Origin of the sequence: Clostridium sp. FP2 (genome assembly GCF_011065955.2) — a bacterium.
GTDB lineage: Bacteria > Bacillota > Clostridia > Clostridiales > Clostridiaceae > Clostridium_AD > Clostridium_AD tagluense.
Window position 1 is genome coordinate 3,982,795 of record NZ_JAAMNI020000001.1, and the last position, 20,711, is coordinate 4,003,505.

At 32.0% G+C, this 20,711-nt stretch carries 16 protein-coding genes; all 16 read right to left on the reverse strand.

What is annotated here, in order from left to right:
* Window positions 1–545: 545 nt before the first annotated feature.
* The 16 genes from G9F71_RS18980 to pheT all read right to left on the reverse strand — a co-directional run bounded on the left by G9F71_RS18980 (window position 546) and on the right by pheT (window position 20,636).
* Entirely contained in the window at window positions 546–2,912 is a 2,367-nt protein-coding gene (locus tag G9F71_RS18980; protein WP_164951842.1) for an ATP-dependent DNA helicase, read from the reverse strand.
* Window positions 2,913–2,935: 23 nt separating this feature from the next.
* Window positions 2,936–4,867 (reverse strand): ABC-F family ATP-binding cassette domain-containing protein, encoded by a 1,932-nt coding sequence (locus tag G9F71_RS18985; protein ID WP_164951841.1) that lies wholly within the window; start codon window positions 4,865–4,867, stop codon window positions 2,936–2,938.
* Window positions 4,868–5,025: 158 nt separating this feature from the next.
* Window positions 5,026–5,229 carry a hypothetical protein gene (locus tag G9F71_RS18990; RefSeq protein WP_164946517.1) on the reverse strand — a complete coding sequence of 68 codons (204 nt, stop codon included), beginning with the start codon at window positions 5,227–5,229 and terminating at the stop codon, window positions 5,026–5,028.
* A gap of 23 nt (window positions 5,230–5,252) precedes the next feature.
* Window positions 5,253–6,218 (reverse strand): ABC transporter ATP-binding protein, encoded by a 966-nt coding sequence (locus G9F71_RS18995; protein ID WP_164951840.1) that lies wholly within the window; start codon window positions 6,216–6,218, stop codon window positions 5,253–5,255.
* Complete coding sequence (locus G9F71_RS19000) at window positions 6,219–7,196, reverse strand: ABC transporter ATP-binding protein (RefSeq protein ID WP_164951839.1); 978 nt, start codon at window positions 7,194–7,196, stop codon at window positions 6,219–6,221.
* 10 nt (window positions 7,197–7,206) lie between these two features.
* Window positions 7,207–8,124: an oligopeptide ABC transporter permease gene (opp4C, locus tag G9F71_RS19005; protein ID WP_164951838.1), complete on the reverse strand. Its 918-nt coding sequence runs from the start codon at window positions 8,122–8,124 to the stop codon at window positions 7,207–7,209.
* A gap of 11 nt (window positions 8,125–8,135) precedes the next feature.
* The gene (locus tag G9F71_RS19010) at window positions 8,136–9,098 is read right to left on the reverse strand and encodes an ABC transporter permease (RefSeq protein ID WP_164946520.1); all 963 of its coding nucleotides are present in this window, start codon (window positions 9,096–9,098) and stop codon (window positions 8,136–8,138) included.
* 69 nt (window positions 9,099–9,167) lie between these two features.
* The gene (locus G9F71_RS19015; protein ID WP_224626493.1) at window positions 9,168–10,880 is read right to left on the reverse strand and encodes an ABC transporter substrate-binding protein; all 1,713 of its coding nucleotides are present in this window, start codon (window positions 10,878–10,880) and stop codon (window positions 9,168–9,170) included.
* Window positions 10,881–11,538: 658 nt separating this feature from the next.
* Complete coding sequence (locus G9F71_RS19020; protein WP_164951837.1) at window positions 11,539–13,173, reverse strand: S41 family peptidase; 1,635 nt, start codon at window positions 13,171–13,173, stop codon at window positions 11,539–11,541.
* Between the two features lie 266 nt (window positions 13,174–13,439).
* Window positions 13,440–13,640, reverse strand: a complete 201-nt coding sequence (locus G9F71_RS19025; protein WP_164952555.1) for a hypothetical protein — start codon at window positions 13,638–13,640, stop codon at window positions 13,440–13,442.
* Window positions 13,641–13,659: 19 nt separating this feature from the next.
* On the reverse strand, window positions 13,660–14,883 hold the full coding sequence (locus tag G9F71_RS19030) for a transposase (RefSeq protein ID WP_164952556.1): 1,224 nt from the start codon (window positions 14,881–14,883) through the stop codon (window positions 13,660–13,662).
* A 144-nt stretch (window positions 14,884–15,027) separates the two neighbouring features.
* Complete coding sequence (locus G9F71_RS19035) at window positions 15,028–15,750, reverse strand: amino acid ABC transporter ATP-binding protein (RefSeq protein WP_164950458.1); 723 nt, start codon at window positions 15,748–15,750, stop codon at window positions 15,028–15,030.
* Window positions 15,743–16,393, reverse strand: a complete 651-nt coding sequence (locus G9F71_RS19040) for an amino acid ABC transporter permease (RefSeq protein WP_164950459.1) — start codon at window positions 16,391–16,393, stop codon at window positions 15,743–15,745. The genes G9F71_RS19035 and G9F71_RS19040 overlap by 8 nt, the downstream gene beginning before the upstream one ends.
* Before the next feature lie 34 nt (window positions 16,394–16,427).
* The gene (locus G9F71_RS19045) at window positions 16,428–17,246 is read right to left on the reverse strand and encodes an ABC transporter substrate-binding protein (RefSeq protein WP_164950460.1); all 819 of its coding nucleotides are present in this window, start codon (window positions 17,244–17,246) and stop codon (window positions 16,428–16,430) included.
* Window positions 17,247–17,500: 254 nt separating this feature from the next.
* Window positions 17,501–18,100, reverse strand: a complete 600-nt coding sequence (locus G9F71_RS19050) for a cell division protein ZapA (protein WP_164950461.1) — start codon at window positions 18,098–18,100, stop codon at window positions 17,501–17,503.
* 157 nt (window positions 18,101–18,257) lie between these two features.
* Complete coding sequence (gene pheT / locus G9F71_RS19055; RefSeq protein ID WP_164950462.1) at window positions 18,258–20,636, reverse strand: phenylalanine--tRNA ligase subunit beta; 2,379 nt, start codon at window positions 20,634–20,636, stop codon at window positions 18,258–18,260.
* Window positions 20,637–20,711: the final 75 nt, after the last annotated feature.

Sequence of the window (20,711 nt, forward strand, 5' to 3'; positions counted from 1 at the left end):
TTCATTTTATCACTATAACACTTAAATCATTATTAATTTTCTGTAAAAAATATCCCTGAAAAGTTCATAAAATTTTGTAATGATTTTTATTTAATTACATATTTTATACTTTTTGTCGAATATGTTTTCATTTTTTATTTTTAGTCTTTATCATATTAACTTTTTAAAAATTCTATTGACTATTTGTGTTAATCATGCTATTCTTAAAATAGGAAATAAGTCGAATAACAACAATAGTAAGCACTAAAGATAAAACTTATTTCGATATAAACCTACAAAGATTAAAATCCCCCACAAACAAAAGATAAATGGAAACTACTTATTTTTTATATTTAACAATGATGGTGATTATTTGTTCTAATATTTAAACTAACAAACAAAAAAATATTATCGTATTCGTAGTTGTAAATATCTTATATTGATGTAGATATATTTGTAGCAGTTATAAATATTTAGTTTCCTTTTCCTTATACCCCCCATGTACTTAATAAATTTTAATTGTTTATATAAAAAGAACTTGAGCATTTGCTCAAGTTCTTTTTAATTTATTCCCAAAATTCACAAACCTTTTTTCTTGCATCTTCACTACTATTTATTCTGATAAAATCATCCCATTGCTTCGGAAATAGTCGTCTATACCTTTGCTCTAGAAATCTATCATCTATTAAAAGGACCGTACCTCTATCCTCCTCCGTTCTAATTACCCTTCCTGCTGCCTGTAGTACTTTATTCATTCCTGGGTACATATACGAATATTCATAACCGCACTTGCTTTTTTTATCATAGTATTCCACGATAATTTCTTTTTCAAAGCAAATCATAGGGAGTCCTACCCCAATTACTATTACACCAATCAGCCTGTCACCTTTTAAATCGATTCCTTCCGAAAATATACCACCTAAAACTCCAAAGCCTAAAATATTTTCAGAGTCCACATTAGTAAAATTTTGGAGAAAAGCTTCTCTTGCATCTTCAGTCATAAAATTAGTTTGAGTCCTTACTTTAATTTGTGGATATTTTAGAACAAATATATCACTAACGACCTCCATATACTTATAAGAAGGAAAGAACACCATGTAATTACCATTCTTAGCATTTATTACAGCATGTATGTATTCTACTATTTTGGAGTAACTATTTTCTCTATATTTATATTTAGTAGAAATATCCTTAGCTATCATTACTTTAATGTTTTTTTTATTGAATGGAGAATCTAAAGTTAGATGGTAATCTTCCTTTTCTCCACCCAAAATTTCTTTAAAGTATAATAAAGGTAGCAGGGTTGCAGAGAAAAATACCACTGATTTTCCTCTTTTTGATGCTTCTCTTAAAAGCTTGGATGGATCGAGGCAAAACATCTTTAACACTACATCATCTTCTGTACACTCTACATAGGTTATATACTTATCATCATAAAGTTCAGATATGCGAATAAAGCTCAAGGAATTAAAATACAAATCCAAAAATTTATCATACACTTCGGACTTTTCATTTTTTGTCAGCCATATTTCTAGTATTTTAGTAAGTTTATTAAGAAGATTATATATATCCTCAGGCTGAGAATTTTGTTTATAATATCCATCTTCATTGCACATTTTTTTCATACTAAGCATAAGTGCATTTAACTTGTTCAAAACTTTATATAAGTTATCCTGGCGACCTTTTATTTCTTTTTTTAACTCTAGAAGTGGCTTTTTATGAAACTCGCAGGAAAACATTTCGCGAGCTCTATCCACTAGATTATGAGCTTCATCAACCAAAATAGTATAATCTCCATTATTGTCCATAAAAAATCTCTTTAGGTAAACTCTAGGGTCAAACACATAATTATAATCGCATATAACACAATCAGACCATATTGTTAGATCCAATGAAAATTCAAAGGGACAAATATTATATTTATTTGAATAAATCTCAATTACTTCTCTACTAAATGTATTTTCATTCTCTAGAATGTCCTGTAGAGCCTCATTAACTCTGTCAAAATGCCCTTTTGCAAATTTACATTGCTCAGGATTACAGGCACTACCCTTACTAAAACATATCTTATCCTTTGCTGTTATTGTAATAGTCTTGAATTTAAGTCCATTATCTTTCATTTTATGAAAGGCATCCTGGGCAACTTGCCTTGTTATAGTTTTGGCTGTTAAGTAAAAAATTTTTGAAGTGTATCCTTCTCCCATGGCTTTAACCGCTGGAAACAGAGTAGATATAGTTTTACCTACTCCAGTTGGGGCTTGCAAAAACATTTTCTTGTGTTCTACCACTGTCTTATATACAGAAACAGCCAATTCCCTCTGACCTTCCCTGTAATTATCAAAAGGAAATTTCAAATCTTTTATGCTACTATCTCTTGCCTTATTCCAATCACTAGTAATATTTGCCCATATAAAATAGCTGGAAATAATTTCATTAAAGAATTCTTGGAGTTCTTTAATTGAAAAAGCTTTAATAAATCTCTTGATTTTTTCACTATCTATTTCATAATATGTTAATTGCACATACATATCCTTACGGTTATTTTGAATCCCATATATATATGCATAGCACTTTGCTTGAGCCCAATGAAGACTATTGTAATCCTCATGGAGCAATTCTAAATCTTTAGTAACTGTTTTGATCTCATCTATAGTGACCTCATTATCTTTTATTAGAATACCATCAGCACGCCCATCAATTATAATATTGCCACCATTGTATGGTACAATATGCTTTAAGCTTACTTCAGAGGAATATTCTTCTCCAAGAAATACAGAATATTTCTCTCTATTTTCCTTCTGAATTTTCTGGTGTGCTTTAGTACCCTCTACAGCTCGACTGCTGCCCATAAACCTCATATCTAAATCCCCTGCACGCATTACAAACTCTACTAAATTGCGCACTGATATTTTTATATCTCTATTTTTCTCCATAAGTTTTACCTTCTTAATAACTTTTAGTTGTTTTTCTGCGCCTCTATTTCCTCATCTAATTCATTTAGATATGTCCATCTTGTAATGTAGTGTTCAATTTCACCTTCTATATTCTTTTGCTGCTCAACTAGTTTCTGCAAAAATTCAAAATCACTACTTCCAGCATTGATTTTTTTATTAACTTCTTCTAGCTGCTTTTCTTTTTCTTCAATTCTAGCATCAATTTCATCAAATTCCTTCTGCTGCTTAAAAGTAAACTTCAAAAGCTTGTTTTCTTTAATTTCCTCAGTTTTACTGCTTTCCGCCCCTACACTTACACTTTTGGGGTCTTCCTTATCTTCGTCTATTAAATTTGGATTTTTTTCTATATATTCTTTATACTCAGAATAATTGCCTACAAATTGAATTATCTTTTCATTTCCCTCAAAGCTGAATATTTTATCAGAAACTCTATCTAAAAAGTATCTATCATGAGATACAGTTATAACCACACCATTAAATCCATCTAAATAATCTTCAAGTACTGCTAGGGTTTGAATATCAAAGTCATTAGTAGGCTCATCTAGGAACAGTACATTTGGAGCTTCCATAAGAATTCTTAATAAGTATAATCTTCTTTTTTCCCCACCAGATAAACTTGAAATAAAAGAATGCTTTGTAGTTCCATCAAATAAAAATCTCTCAAGCATTTGAGAAGCTGTAATTTGTTCTCCATCGCCTGTAGTTATATATTCTGCCCCTTCGCGAATGTACTCTATAGCACGCAGTTTCTCATTCATCTCACCATTTTCTTGATGGAAGAAACCAATTTTCAATGTTTCGCCCCATTCGACGACCCCTGAATCCGGACTTAATATTCCACTTAAAATATTCATAAGCGTAGATTTCCCCATACCATTAGGCCCTATAATACCTACTTTATCTCTCCTAGTGAAAATATGGCTAAAATCACTAATTAATTTCTTCTCACCAAATGCTTTATAAATATGTTCTACATTCATAATTTTTTTACCAAGTCTAGTAGATGCCGAGGATAATTCTAACTTTTCGTTTGTTACCTCAACTTTTCCATCGCGAAGCTCATCAAATCGGTCTATTCTAGCCTTTTGCTTAGTAGTTCTAGCTTTTGCTCCACGCCTTATCCAAGCTAGTTCCTTTTTAAATAAACTCTCTCTTTTTCTCTCTACTGAATCCATTAAAGCCATTCTTTCAACTTTCTTTTCCAAAAACACACTATAATTCCCCTGATAGCTATATAGATTACCTTTATCTAATTCAATTATTTTATTTGTAATTCTATCTAAAAAATACCTATCATGGGTAATCATGAGTAATGCACCTTTTCTACTATTTAAAAATTTCTCAAGCCAATCTATTATTTCATTATCCATATGATTTGTAGGTTCATCCAATATTAGTAAATCTGAGGGAGTAATTAGAGCACTACATAAAGCCACTCTTTTTCTTTGTCCACCTGAAAGCTCACCAATGTGCTGCTTGAAATCAGTTATTCCAAGTTTCGTAAGTATAATTTTTGCATCATTTTGAACTTCCCATCCATTACATGCATCCATCTTAGTGTTAAGGTTCATTAAAGCATTTTGAACGGACTCATCTTCTGGATTTTCCTCCATTTTCTCTATAACTACTTCATATTCCCGTATAACCTTCATAACATCAGTTTCACTTTTAAAAATTTGCTCAAGCACTGTAGCCTCTGGGTCAAATTCAGGATTTTGAGGTAAATATTCTATATTCATCTTATTTCCCTTTAAAATTCTTCCAGCGTCCGGAACTTCAAATCCAGCTATTATTTTTAAAAATGTGGATTTCCCCGTACCATTTACTCCGATTAATCCAATTTTATCACCATCACTTATACCAAGTGACACCTTATTAATGAGTACTCTCTCACTATAACTTTTACTCATTTCTTCTATTGTTAATATATTCATATAAGTACCACCCTTTTCATGTTATAACTTTATACTTTAATTATAACCAAATAAACACCCCAGTGATAGTGTAAATTTGCAGAAGGCAAATTTACACTACTACTGGGGTCTATTCCTTTAAAATCTAGAGTTTTTTATGGATTCAAAGTTACCTATTATTAATTTCGAATCCATACTTTCATTATAATAAATAACAATAGACTCATAACTAATGCAGCCACAAGCATTATAGGCATCAATATCTGAAATTGTGCTATAACAATGGCTACAATGTCCCTCCAACCTACAGCTTGATTTTTCTCCAAATCATTACATCGTAAATCATCAGCTTTTATCCTTTCTATTTCTGTTCCCTTTGTCATACATTTATCCCCCTTGTTGAATCTTACAGTAAATGACAAGCCACAAAGTGTTCTCCCCCTACATTTTTATATTGTGGGCATTCTTCACTACATTTTTTCATAGCATAAGAGCAGCGGGTATGAAATTTGCAGCCTGATGGTGGATTTGCGGGGCTTGGTATATCACCCTTCAGTATAATTCTTTCTCTCTTTAATGTTGGATCAGGCAATGGTACAGCAGATAATAATGCCTTTGTGTATGGATGAAGCGGATTATTGTACAATTCATTTTTTGGTGCGAGTTCCACCAAAGAACCTAGGTACATAACCCCTATTCTGTTACTAATATGTTTTACTACACTTAAATCGTGTGAAATAAACAAATATGAAAATCCCATTTTTTCTTGAAGATCACACATTAAATTTACTATTTGAGATTGAATAGACACATCTAGTGCAGATACAGGTTCATCTGCAACTATAAATTCAGGATTTAATATAAGAGCTCTTGCTATTCCTATCCTCTGCCTTTGGCCACCTGAAAATTCATGGGGATACCTTCTTATATGATAAGGCGCAAGGCCACAAATTTCTAGTACCTCTTGAACTCTACCAGTGATTTCACTCTTAGGTAATATTGCATGATCTATTAGTGCTTCTCCAACTATTTGCCCTATAGTAAGTCTTGGATTAAGAGAACTATATGGGTCTTGGAAAATTATTTGCATCTTAGGTCTTATATTTCTTAAATCTTTTTTTGAAAGTTCAAATACATTTTTATCTTTAAAATATACATCCCCTTCTGTTTTATTTAGAAGTCTTAACATAGTTCTGCCAACTGTAGTTTTACCACAGCCAGATTCCCCAACCAGGCCCAAGGTTTCTCCTTTATTTATATATAGAGATACTCCATCTACAGCTTTAACAAAACCCACAGTCTTTTGAAGTATTCCACCTCGAATAGGAAAATATGTTTTTAAATTTTCTACTCTAACTATTGCCTCGCCCACTTACTTCCCCTCCTCATATAAAAAACAAGCTACCTTATGTCCTGGTGTTATCTCTTTAATAGGTGGTTGCTGCTTTCTACAAATATCCATAGTTTTCGAACACCTTGCACAAAAATAACATTCTTCTGGCATATTAATTGGGTTTGGAACTTGTCCAGGTATTGAATATAATCTATCCACATCTTCATTCAGTGAAGGTTTAGATTTCATTAATCCTTCAGTATATGGATGCATGGGATTCTTAAATAACTCAATTACAGGTGCTTCCTCAATAACCTTACCAGCATACATAACCACTACATATTCTGCCATTTCAGCTATTACTCCAAGGTCGTGAGTAATGAGCATTATTGAAGTATTAAGTTTTTTCTTTAAATCCTTCATAATATCAAGTATTTGTGCTTGAATTGTTACATCTAATGCAGTTGTTGGCTCATCTGCTATTAAAAGTTTTGGATTACAAGACACTGCCATTGCAATCATTGCCCTTTGGCGCATACCTCCGCTAAGCTCATGGGGATAGCACTCAACTATTTCTTCTGCTCTTGGTACTCCAACTAGCTTTAACATTTCTATTGCCTTTTTCTTAGCTTGTATCTTATTCAACTTTTGATGAAGCAGAATTACTTCTTCTATTTGATATCCTATAGTAAATATAGGATTTAAGGAGGTCATAGGTTCTTGAAATATTACCGCTATGTCATTGCCCCTAATTGCCCTCATTTCATCATCTTTGAGTTCTAATATCTTTTTATCTTCAAATATAATTTCGCCCCCAACTATTTTCCCTGGTGGAGAAGAAACTAACCTCATTATAGACATTGCTGTAACGCTTTTACCACAACCTGATTCTCCAACAACTCCTATTATTTCACCTTTCTTAATATTAAAACTAACATCGTCAACGGCTTTTACAATACCATCTTCTGTATAAAAATAAGTTTTCAGATTTTTTATTTCAACTAAATTATTACTCATTATATGCCTCCTAAACTTTTAGTTTTGGATCGATGGCATCCCGAAGTCCATCTCCAAATAAATTTATGCCCATTACTGTTAAGAAAATGCATATACCAGGAGGCGCCCAAATCCAAGGTTTAAATTGTAATATATATGAGTTATTAACTGCTTGAACCATTTGACCCCAAGATGGTGTTGGTGGCGTAACCCCAAGTCCTAGAAAACTCAATGTTGATTCTGTTAAAATTGCACCACCTATACCCAACGTAGCTGAAACTATAATAGACGCAAAGGTATTGGGTAATAGATGACTAAATATTTTTCGCCTATCCTTAAGGCCTAAAGCTTCTGCCGCCTGCATAAATTCCTGTTCCCTAAGGGATAATATTTGGCCACGAACAATACGACAAAGACCCGGCCATCCAATGAATCCTATAATAAACATAACTACGTACATCCTATACTCTGGGGGAACTTTTAAATCTGACATTACTGCTGCCAGCATTATAAGTAGTGGAAGTCCTGGAAAACATAAAAATATATCAACTATTCTCATTATTATCCCATCCACTATCCCACCATAAAAGCCTGCTATTCCGCCTAATACACTTCCAATTAGCACTTCAACAAACACAGCAAGTATTCCTACAGAAAGAGAGATTCTACCCCCATACATTACTCTTACTAAAACATCTCTTCCAACATCATCCGTACCCAATAAATGTTTGAAAGATGGGTTGGCTGATACATTAAATAAATCTATGCTTTCCATTTTATAAGGTGATATTAACGGTCCAATGAAAGACATAAGTATCATAAAAGCCAGTATATACATTCCAAACATGGCTAGTTTATTTTTCTTTAATCTTTTCCTTATTATCTTCCAAGGGCTCAAGATTTCTTCTTTTTTTAATTGTTTAACTTCTGGTTTCAATTCTAGTTGCATTTTGACACCTCCTATTTAAGCCTTATTCTCGGATCCACTACGGCATACGTAACATCTGCAATTAAATTTCCAAACAAAGTTAATATTGCAAATAAGATATTTATCCCCATCATCAGTGGATAATCCCGTCCACTTACTGCACCGATATCTATAGGTCCTATGCCTGGCCAGCCAAAAATGCTTTCTGTAATAAATGCTCCAGAAAATAATGCTGGAAGCCAAAATCCAAGTAGTGTAATAACAGGAATCATCCCATTTTTAAGAGCATGTTTATATATAACAACTTTTTCCTTAAGGCCTTTAGCTCTAGCAGTCCTTATGTAATCCTGCCTTATTACCTCTAGCATACTAGATCTTGTGTATCTCATAAGCCCTGCAACACTCCCTAAGGTAAGCACAATTAGTGGCAGTATCATATGACGAGCTATATCTAGGGCATGGGTTATACCTACTGCGGTACTTCCGGCTGTGCTCATACCCGAAACTGGTAACACTAATAAATCCACCGCAAAGACTTTGATAAGAAGCATTCCAAAAAAGAAGGAGGGCATTGAAATGCCTATCAGGGCAAATATGGTGAAAAATCCATCAAACTTAGAATACTGTTTAGTAGCAGAAATTACTCCAATTGGAATTGAAATTAATACACTTAATATTAATGAGAGTATAGATAGATAAAAGGTATTCCAAATATATGTGTTCATAACTTTTCCTACTGGTTGTTTAAAGGTGGTAGATTCGCCCAAATCACCATGGAGCATTCCACCTGCCCACCTAAGATATTGCTTGTACACTGGTAGATCTAGTCCCATTTGGTGTCTTAATTCTTGTTTTCTTTCTGGTGTTAAATGTCCATCCATTTTCCCTGTTAATGCATCACCCGGTGCCAACTGCAATATGAAAAATATTACTATAGATACCCCTATTAAAACAGGTATCATTTGCAGCAATCTTCTGGTTATATACTGCCTCATGATAATCCCCCTTTATAAACTATGCTTGGATTTAACCAAGCATAGAAAATATATTAATAATTTTTTTACCTATTTAGCTTTAGGTTCAATTAATTCTGCCTTTGCAATTTGATAAGTAAACCTAATATATGGAGATACATCCATACCTTTAATTCTTGAACTTACAGCCCACATTTCTTTACTTTGATCCATAAAAATGTATGGGAGCTCTTCATTAACAATTTTTAGCCATTCTCCATATAATTTTTTTCTTTCTTTCAAGTCTGTAGTTTTAAGAGCTTCATTCATCAATTTGTCACTTTCTGCATTTATCCAACTTCCAGCATTATATCCACCTAGTTCTGCCTGTTTAGAAGCGAATATTGCTGATGGGTCAGGATCAATACTTAAACTCCATGACATATTATACATTTCAAATTTTTGTTCATCAAAAACCTTTGTACTCAAAGTGTTGAATTCCATTAATTCAGGAATAACATCTATTCCTATAGCCTTCCAATTGTCTTTTACTATTGGAATTAACATTTCAACGTATTTACTTCCTTGAAAAGTCATCCAATGAATTTCAAACTTTTTACCATCCTTATATCTAAAACCGTCATCTTTTTTAAGCCATCCCGCAGCTTCTAATAATTGATTTGCTTTTTCAGGGTTATATTCATATTTGTTTATATCCTCAGTATATGCCCAAGAAACTCTTGACATAGGAACATTACACACATCAGCATAGCCCTTATATCTAGCATCTATAAATCCTTTTCTATTAAGTCCATAAGTAAGTGCTTGACGTACTTTCTTATCTTTGAATTTTTCATTTTTAAGGTTTAAACCTATAAACCCAAATCCATTTTCAGGATAAAGTTGCATATTTATAAATCCTTTACTTTGAAGCATTTGAATGTTTTCTGGTGCAGCTGGAATTCTATCCATATCTACTTCACCAGCAGATAACCCTTGAATATTAGTTTGGGCAGTAGTAACCTTTAAGATTACCTTGTTAATCTTAGCTACGCCATCCCAATAGCTTGGATTTTTTTCAAAGTTAGCTTCTTGTCCTGCCTTATAATTTTTAAAAACATATGGACCACATCCCATAGGCTTTAAGAACAAATCTTTTATTTTTTTAATATCACCTTTTTCAAAGTTGTAGTAGCTCTTGCACATAATTCCTGTTCCAAAATCTGAACTAAGTGCTGGAGCTTTTACTTCAGTTTCAGTGAAGGAAATTGTATAATCGTCTATAACCTTTATACCTTCAACAGTTTTAGCCTCTCCCTTATGATACTCTTTATATCCAACTAATTTGTCTACAGAGTCTGACCTTGAGCCATCATACTTTGGGTCACAAATAGATGTAAAAGTAAATTCAACATCTTTCGCCGTTAATTTTTCTCCATTACTAAATTTAATGTCCTTGTTTAAATGGAAAGTATAGGTTTTACTATCCTTTGAAATCTCCCATTTCTTAGCTACTTTTCCTATAGGATTTCCTTGAACATCATTTGACATTAACCCATCAAACACCATCTCAGTAACATAACTATCATCTACTGTACTTGCATATATTGGATTGAATTTCCCTTCTGGTGCTGCAAAGCCAATAATTAGAGTATCTTTTCTGTCTCTTGCTGTGGGTGGTACTTTTTCTGGATTTACAGCAGCTAAAACTTCTGATGCTTTTAGATCCTTTCCCGCTCCTGCAGAACTGCTTTTACCACAAGCCGAAAATAATAGAGTCATTGACATGGCTAAACTTAAAAATCCAGCAACTTTTCTTTTCAATGTTTTTTCCCCCTTTTATTTTATAAATGCTTTTGAGGTTTTAATATAACCCCTTTATATTTGCAAGTCTATTTCTAATATTTTTTTCCAATATATTTATTATCTTTTACGTGAACTTTTTTGGAAATAAAACATATTAAAAATATAACTTAAGGCAAATCATTAAAATATACTAAAGTACCTTAATTAAGGACTTCAGAAGGATGCTTATATACCGCTGAAATTTTTCTACCCATATAATTATATGGGTTACAATTAATTTAATGTTATGGTTTTCTAATTTAAATAAATTATAGTATCTTTGCTATAAAATGGCAATATTTTTTGTTCGACTTATATTTCTTATTGTTTTTTTATATTTTTTTACAAAATATTAGTTATTTATACAAAAATTAGTCATAATATTGTATAAATAATAAATTTGCAATTAGAATCCATTTTATTACAAATTCGCTTATTAAATTTCATTTTTTTAACTACCTATCAATAAAGCCTTATAACATCTATCCTGGCATAGGGTTTAGCAAAATTGACTAATAAAAAAAAGACTCACAATTTCTTTTAAAATTGTGAGTCTTTCTGGAATATCTCCTCAGCCTTATATGTTTTGTTTGTTAAAGTTTTAAATCTTATACTCTTTTTTTAAAAAAATTCTGTTTTAGGGTACTATATATTTAATTACAATACCTCTTTTGATTTTTTTTCCACTTATATCCCGTACACTATCATTGACTACTAGATAATATGTTTGTCCTTTTTTTAATTGTTCATTAGGCGTTACTATTACTGTATTATTATTAATATCCAATTTTATTGGAATTCTTTTTCCTGTAATCTCATCCATAAGCTCAATTCCTTGTGACTTTATACTATCAACCTCTATAGGCATATTAAAATTAATGGTAAAATGTTTATCTACATTTATGTCCTTTTTTAAGTCACTTAATATTTTATAATTTGAAAAACCAGAGAGAATTTTATTACTTGACTGTTCACTCGTAATTTTTTCCCAACCTGCAATAGTTCCCAGGTAATTATTATTTAGTGAATTCTTACTTAGTATGTACGTGAACGCAGTCCAATATTCCTCACTTCTAGCCATTTTAAGATCAATATAAAACTTTTTGCTATCAATATCAATTCTCATATATCCGCTTTTGTCTTCTGGTACAGTCGTACTACTTAGTAGTAAATTTGCTACCTTCAAAGAGTCGACCTTTTCATCCTTTACTTCAAAATCTGGAGATACTCCAGTCTTATGAATTATATTTCCATAAGGTGAGTAAAACTTTTCCACAGTAAGCTTAAGGACGCTACCATCAGACAACGGAAACATTTGTTGAGCAACTCCTTTTCCATAAGTTGTTGTGCCTATAAAAACAGCCTTGTCATAATCCTTAACAGCAGCTGCTAATATTTCTGATGCACTAGCCGAATATTGATTTATTAAAAAAATAACAGGCTTTTCTATTAGTTTTCCATGACCTTTAGCTTTGTATTTATATTTGCCTCCAAGTTTATCCTCTATAATAATTGCGGGCGCACCCCCAATAAAATGACCTGCTATATCTAGCGCTGTGCCCATATAGCCACCTCCATTATACCTCAGGTCTATAATGTAACTGCTGGCTCCCAGGTCGCTCATTTTATTTACAGCCGCTGAAAACAAATCACCAGTATCTTGTCCAAAAGACACAATAGATATATATGCTACCTTACCTGGTAGCATTCCACTGCTTACAGTTGGTGACTTTATTTCTCTACGCTGAATGTTAAAATTTAGTGCTGTGCCATCTCTTTGCACTACTAACTTCACATAAGTACCGGTTTCACCCTTTATATATTTTATTGCTTCCTCAGCAGATGGAATTCCGACTAAATTGTTGTTATCTGCTTGTACTATAATATCTCCCACTTTAAGTCCCGCCTCTATTGCTGGAGAATTCTCAATAACCCTAGACACTCTTATTCCTTGTGGCAGCATATCAATTCCAACACCTATTCCACTAAATGTATTGTTTATGCTCCCTACAAACTCAGAATACTCCTTCTTTGCAAAGTAATCAGAATATGGATCATTAAGTCTCTTCACCATTTCAGTTAAATCTGGTGCATCTAATACGTAATCTGATACTGCATTTACATAATTCGTTTCTAATACTTTTTTACCTTCTTCTAGTACTGTAGGTTGAGCTAGTACTTTTGCATAAATCGGGTTTAGAAATAATATTATTAGGAATACACTTAATACCTTTTGGAACTTTTTCATATTTATAAACGATTGCTTTTTCATATCCTCTCTCCTGTCAAATAATGATTTTACCTTTGGTGCTGTAATATTAATTGTCTTTATAATCCAATGAATAGTTACAAATCTATAATACTACAATATAGATTAAGTGGCTATAAGTAATAAATTATAATCTTCAAGGTTAAATCATATAGAAGTCTGTCCAATAGCATATATTGAATTCTACAGGATCTTACTTTATATAATAAAAAGAACAAAATCTCCCTACGGTCGAGTATTAAAGTGATGCTCCATTAAATAGTGTAGCATCACCTCTTAATTATCATATCCGAATCACATTTTATACACATAACAATAGGGCTACCACTCTTCTTGTCAAATTCCTCAGGTGTATAACATTCAAACGCAACAAATTCAGGTACTTCTTCTTCATACCCACACTTCTTACATTTAAAAAGTATCATTTTATCGGGTTTCCCTATATCAAATGGTATCTTCTTTTCATTCATTTTAATTTTAAAAATCTTTTTAATATGTTCCCATATCATAAATATACCCATACTTTCTGTGCCAAATTTGGAATAACTCCATTAGCTGACCGCATTTTGAACATTTTCCAGGATCTTTAGAAAAATTAATAATCATTAATTCTCTATACTTCATTTTTCTTATTTCCTTTTTCCAATTTATTTTTAGTGTGCACTGAATTGCTTTAAGACCACTTTTTATGTATTGCAATAAGCCAAAACATTTTCTAATCTTTATACTTATACTTCCAGCATATACTCCGTATAATCTAACCATCTTAAAATATTTAGGTGAGATATGCATTAATAGCTTGCCTATAAACACTTGTGCTGTAACTGTTTCTTCTACTCTCTCATTAGTTTCATGGCTCTTATACCAAAACGTTACATTTTCCCCATCATAGCTAAGTATTCTATATTCTGCTATCGCAGGTCTTGCTAAGTATCTACCTATATATCTTGCTGCACCTCTTGCACTTTTCATTCTTGATTTGGCATTTATATAAAAACCATTAGGATAATCTTTGAACATTTTTAAGTACTCTGCTTTTTTCTTTGGGTTTTTACTAATCATATAATTTATTAATTTGTACTGCCATACCTTTCTAAAATACTCATAGTCGAAGAATTCCATATCCTTAACTTCATTACCCCTTGTTTTTATTTCTGGAACCAATGCATGCACATGTGGGTTAAACCCTATGTTCCTTCCAAATGTATGCACTACTCCAATCATTCCACTTTGCCAAAGTACCCCTCCTTTTTTGCTCCTTTTCTTCTTTTGATATTCTTCTCTATTTTTATAGTTTACACCATTTGCAAACTCATTTATAACCTCATTCACCATGTCTTGCAGGTCTTTCAGACTCTCTCTATTCCAAAAAAAATATTTCCTGTACTCAGCGGGTATTGTAAATACACAATGTCTATGTGGTACATCTAAAACTTTACTAACTTGTTTCTCTACCCATTCATTTATATATTTTTTACCACATTTACTGCAAAATCTACTTTTACATGTAAATCCTATTTTAAATACTTCCAAACATTTTAAACATATATATGCCACGAAACCTAATGCAATATCCCCGCATCCTATCATTTTCATAACTTCCATGTGCATATGTTCTCTCATTTTTTCAGGGTACTTCTCTTTATTCTTTTTCCAAAACTCTTCGTAATTGTCTTCAAATATTTTTTTTATAGTAATTTTATTTTTTTTCATAGCTTAATCATCTCATATTTTTCTAAATTTTTCTACCTATCTTTTAGTTAGAATGTTATCCACAGCGGTTTCCGCAAGCTGTTTCCTATATAATTAAAAAAAGAGAACTATCTCTAGTTCCCTTTAATATATGAAGCTTTAAAACTATAAAATTTTTGCTAAAAACTCTTTTGTCCGCTGATTTGTTGGATTATTAAAAACTTCCTCAGGAGTTCCATCTTCAACAATATATCCATTGTCCATAAATAGCACCCTACTTCCCACTTCTTTCGCAAATCCCATTTCATGAGTTACAACTATCATAGTCATACCCTCCACAGCGAGACTCTTCATAACCTCAAGCACTTCTCCTACCATTTCAGGATCTAGAGAAGATGTTGGCTCATCAAATAGCATTACATCTGGCTTCATAGCAAGAGCTCTAACAATTGCTATTCTTTGTTTTTGCCCTCCTGATAATTGAGCTGGGTAACTACTCGCCTTATCTTCCAGTCCAACTTTTTCAAGCAGTTCAAAAGCTAATTTTTCTGCACTTTGTTTTGAAAGTTTTTTAACCTTAATAGGTGAAAAAGCTATGTTATCTAGTATTGTCATATGGGGAAAAAGGTTAAATCCTTGAAAAACCATACCCATCTTCTGCCTTTGGATATCAATATTATTATGTTTACTTATTATCGAAACCTCTTGAAAATATATTTCACCAGAAGTTGGCTGTTCAAGTAAATTCAAGCATCTTAAAAAAGTGCTTTTACCTGAACCGCTTGGACCAATAACTACAACAACTTCTCCTTTTTTAACATGAATATCAATACCCTTAAGCACTTGCAATTTTCCAAAATCTTTCTTTAAGTTACAAACTTTAATCACTGATTTTCAACCTCGCTTCCACACGCTTCATGAATTTAGAAAGTGTAAATGTCATAACAAAATACATAAAAGCTGAAATTAGCAATGGCTCAAAAGGCTTAAATATATTTCCTCTTACAGTATCTGCATTATAAGATAACTCATGAATTCCTATTATGGAAACTATAGAAGATTCCTTAATAATTACTATAAATTCATTTCCTAGCACTGGTATTATAGTCTTAACGGCTTGCGGAATTATAATATTTACCATGGCCATATTATAAGACATGCCCAGTGACCTAGCCGCTTCCATTTGTCCCTTATCAATAGAATTTATTCCTCCACGAATAATTTCTGCTACATAAGCAGAACTATTTATAGAAAGAGCAATAATACCCGCTACCATATCTGGTAATTCTACACCAACATAAGGCAAGCCATAAAAAATTATATATAACTGCACTAAAACTGGTGTTCCGCGAATAATCTCAATATATGTGGATGCGATCATGTTTAAAATCACAGTTTTAGATATTTTCATTAGTGCAAAAATAGTCCCACCTATAACTCCGAGTAACACAGAAAAAAATGCAATTACCAACGTAAATTTAGCACCATTTATAAAAAACATGTAGTATTCACTTAAAAACGAAAAATCCATATAATCCTCTTCTCCTATAATTCATATAATTTTTTTAATATTCTGCACCTTTATTAGCATCTTCAACTAATTTATCAATAGTTTTATCTTTAATTAATTTAGTAATAGTAGTATTTATTGAATCTACTAAGTCTTCATTACCTTTTTTTACTGCTACTGCTGAGCCCTCTTCTTTTGTTTTAAGCTGTACTTTTGACAATGTTAGAGAAGAATTTTGATTCACGTATGCTTTTGCAACAGGTAGCTCAACTATTACAGCATCTACTTTTTTAGTATTTAAAGACAGTATAAGGTCTGATACTTTCCCAAGTGGTTTTATCTCAGAAGTTGTAAGTTGCTCCTTTGCTAATTGTTCTTGCACTGCTCCCTTTTGAACTCCTACTTTTTTACTTTTTAAATCTCCTAAAGATTTAACGCTGCCAGCATCTTCACTTCTTATAACAACACATTGAATTGCTGTATAATAGATCTTAGAGAAATCTACATTCTTTTTTCTCTCTTCTGTAGGCGTCATACCTGCTGCAACAAAATCTATGTTTCCTGTTTCTAAGGCAGCAAGCAGGCCATCAAACTTCATATCCTTTATTTCAAGCTTTACTCCTAAATCCTTTGCTACTTCTTTTGCTATTTCTATATCAAAACCCACAATTGTATCCTTGCCCTGGATTGATTTATGAAATTCATAGGGTGGATAATCTGCACTTGTACCAATTACTATTTTACCTTTTTCTTTAATGCTATCTATCTTGGAAACTCCAGCTGATTGTTTTCCTTGTGAGCACGCAGATAAACTAAAGGCTATTAAAATTGTTACTATCATACTAATTATTTTTTTACTATTAATATTCTTCATATGTTATTCCCCCTTGTATATATATTACCTCTATAAGAATACATTATATTGCATAAATATGCAATATCTATTTTAAACATTTATAAATTTTTCGCATCACAAAGCACCCTTTCCCTTTGAATTATAGATGTTTTGTGAGTTTTCGCACAGTTTTTATAAGCTTTTTATTTGTTTACATCTTGTATATTCGTGTATATCACCGCATAAAAAAATCGCCTTTCGGCGATAATTTAATTGTATTATATGAAATTAATTTACTCTTTGTCCCTAGTTAAAAGCGGATTACTAATTTTTCTTTGTTTAGCTAAATTAATTTGGTATTCTATCAATTTGTTTTGCAAATCAATTATTTTGTACTTAGAAGATTGGAGCTTAAATCTCATGTCCTTGTTTTCCACTTTTATCTTTCTATTTTCTTCAATGCAAACCTTCGTAGACTCTTTCATTACTTGTAATTCTTGCCCAATCCTTATATTTTCTTGCTCTAAGGTTTTTACATACTCACCATTTTCTATATTTTTAAATTTATTGTACAATTCTTGATTATATGCTTCCATATGATTTAATTGTTTTTTAAAATCTTCTAATTGTGCAATAGATTCTTTATCGTGTTTTTCTAAATATTCGTTTTTATTTGAAAGTTCCTTGCAAAGTGAATGACTTTTAAACATATCATCGCCTAAATTTAAAGCAGTTAAAATTGCTGCTGAGGAAGTGCTAAGCTTTTCATTGTTACCCATTATGCTCTTTATTTTCTTATCTACATAACTAGCTACCATATGTAAATATTCTTCTCTTTCGTCACCTTTTAAATTATATTCATTGCCGTTTATTTTTATTGTTACAACGTTCATCTAAAACACCCTCTTAGACAGATTAGTTATATTCATTGTACCACAATATATCCTTTAATAAAACCAATATTTTCAAATTAATTCACAGAATATTTCTTCAATATCCCAACCAATGATAAAACCCCCTTATTTCTAAGAGGGTCTTAATCTAAAATTATTATCTAAGCTGCGCACCTAATTTATGTTCTAGAGTTCTTAATATTTTTTCGTGCACCTTGTTTACTTCTTCATCTGTTAAAGTCTTATCAACACGTCTATATATTATAGCATAAGCTATACTTTTTTTACCTTCAGCTATTTGCTTGCCCTTATACACATCAAATAACTTAGTACTTTCCAAAATATTTCCACCTTGCTTTACAATTATATCTTCAATGTCTTGAACTAGAACTTCCTCATCAACTATAAGTGCAATATCTCTTGTTACAGCAGGAAATTTTGGTAGTGCATTATATTTCTTATTTAAGTCAGCATATTTATATAGTATATCTAAGTTTAATTCTGCTATATAGCACCTTTGTTCCACTTCGTAGTTCTCTGAAACACTAGGATGGATTTCTCCAACTACGCCTACAAGTTCTCTCTTTATATATAAATTTGAAGTTTTTCCAGGGTGATAAGTTGGATTCTCACTTTCTCTTTTAAATGAGATATTTTTTAATCCCAAACTGTCTATTACATTTTCCACTACACCTTTTAAATCCAAATAATCAACATTCCCATACATTCCTATAGTTAATATGTTTCTTTCTTCCGGAAGCTTATCTGAATCCTCATTTGGTATATACACTTTTCCTATTTCAAACAATCTAGCTTCTTCATTATTTCTCGAGTAATTACGACCTAAACATTCCATCATAGATGCTATGGTTGTAGTTCTCATTATACTATAATCTTCTCCTAGAGGATTTTTTATAGTAACCACGTTTCTAAGCTTACTATCTTCTGGCACTAAAATTTTATTGAAAATTTTAGGACTTACAAAAGAATAGCTTATAGATTGATTAAGCGCACTGGAAGTTAAAGAAAGCACTACTTTATCTTCTAATTTTTGCTTTTCACTTTTTCCACTTTTTGAAGTGGCACAATTCGGCAACGTAGATGGTATATTGTCATAACCATATATTCTAGCTATTTCTTCGGCGATGTCTTCTCTGATATTAATATCAGCTCTATTTGTAGGCACTTTTATAATTAAATAATCACCTTTTACTTCTGTAGCTAGTTCTAATCTATCCAAATATGTTTTCATATCACGCCTCGATATATCAGTTCCTAAAAAACTATTAATCCAAGTTGCATCCACTTCTAAAGTATGAGGTTTTAGAATTTTCGGATATACATCTATACATCCTTCCATTATTTCACCCGCACCTAATTCTTGTATTAAATTACAAGCCCTATCCATAGCCATTTGGACCATATTAGGATCTAAATCTTTTTCAAATTTTGAAGATGCATCAGTTCTTAGTGATAATTTTTTAGAAGCAAGTCTAATATTTACTCCATCAAAGTTCGCACTCTCAAATATTATGCTTGTGCTATCTCCTTTAATTTCGGAATTTAAACCTCCCATTATACCTGCAAGACCTATAGCTCTATCTCCATCTTTTATATTTAAAATGCTTTCATCCAATTCTCTTTCTACTTCGTCCAAGGTAATAAACTTTTCGTTAGAATTAGCTCTTTCAATTACTATATTATTAGTAGTAATTTGCCTAGCATCAAAAGCATGCATAGGTTGACCAAGCTCTACCATAACAAAGTTTGTAATATCCACTATGTTATTTATCGGTCTAATTTCAGCTTCTAAAAGTCTTTCTTGCATCCATTGTGGAGAAGGCTCTATTTTAACATTTTTTATACCTTTTAACATGTACCTTCTGCAAAGTTCATCTTTAATATTAACCTTATAAATATCTTCCACATTCTCAGCTGCGGTAGCTTTATAATCAAGGGCTGGCTTTCTATATTCTATACCTAAAGTCGCAGCTGTTTCTCTAGCTATGCCTAGAATACTTAAGCAATCTGGTCTATTTGAAGTTATTTCAAAGTCTATTAATACACTTTGAAGCTTTAAAACTTCTTTTATATCTTTTCCAATAGGAGTATCCCCTGGAAGTATCATTAACCCATGAACAGGTTCATCCCCAGCAATTCCCAGTTCTTCCTCAGAACAGAACATACCATTTGAAACTATACCACGAAGCTTACCTTTTTTTATTTTTAATCCTCCATGCAAACTTGATCCATGAAGTGCTACCGGTACAATATCCTGCTCTTTCATATTAGTAGCCGCTGTAACAATTTGTGTTGGAAGGTCTAATCCTATATTTACTTGACATATAACTAATGCGTCAGCATCTGGGTGTTTTACTATTTCTATTATTTTACCTGTAACAACATTTTCAATTTCAGCGCCTGATATAATAATCTCTTCTACTTTTGAACCAGACATAGTTAGTTTATCGGAAAGTTCCTTTGCTGAAATATTTATATCAACATAATCTTTAAGCCATTTAACTGGTACTTTCATTTTATATCCTCCTACCATTGTATTTTAGTAAACACTTGTCAATAGTTTAGCTTCTTGTATGCAGTAATTATAACT

Coding starts and splice junctions, on each gene's coding strand:
- G9F71_RS18980 (WP_164951842.1), bottom strand. CDS start 2,912: ATGGAGAAAAATAGAGATATAAAAATATCAGTGCGCAATTTAGTAGAG.
- G9F71_RS18985 (WP_164951841.1), bottom strand. CDS start 4,867: ATGAATATATTAACAATAGAAGAAATGAGTAAAAGTTATAGTGAGAGA.
- G9F71_RS18990 (WP_164946517.1), bottom strand. CDS start 5,229: ATGACAAAGGGAACAGAAATAGAAAGGATAAAAGCTGATGATTTACGA.
- G9F71_RS19000 (WP_164951839.1), bottom strand. CDS start 7,196: ATGAGTAATAATTTAGTTGAAATAAAAAATCTGAAAACTTATTTTTAT.
- opp4C (WP_164951838.1), bottom strand. CDS start 8,124: ATGCAACTAGAATTGAAACCAGAAGTTAAACAATTAAAAAAAGAAGAA.
- G9F71_RS19010 (WP_164946520.1), bottom strand. CDS start 9,098: ATGAGGCAGTATATAACCAGAAGATTGCTGCAAATGATACCTGTTTTA.
- G9F71_RS19020 (WP_164951837.1), bottom strand. CDS start 13,173: ATGAAAAAGCAATCGTTTATAAATATGAAAAAGTTCCAAAAGGTATTA.
- G9F71_RS19025 (WP_164952555.1), bottom strand. CDS start 13,640: ATGAATGAAAAGAAGATACCATTTGATATAGGGAAACCCGATAAAATG.
- G9F71_RS19030 (WP_164952556.1), bottom strand. CDS start 14,883: ATGAAAAAAAATAAAATTACTATAAAAAAAATATTTGAAGACAATTAC.
- G9F71_RS19040 (WP_164950459.1), bottom strand. CDS start 16,393: ATGGATTTTTCGTTTTTAAGTGAATACTACATGTTTTTTATAAATGGT.
- G9F71_RS19045 (WP_164950460.1), bottom strand. CDS start 17,246: ATGAAGAATATTAATAGTAAAAAAATAATTAGTATGATAGTAACAATT.
- G9F71_RS19050 (WP_164950461.1), bottom strand. CDS start 18,100: ATGAACGTTGTAACAATAAAAATAAACGGCAATGAATATAATTTAAAA.
- pheT (WP_164950462.1), bottom strand. CDS start 20,636: ATGAAAGTACCAGTTAAATGGCTTAAAGATTATGTTGATATAAATATT.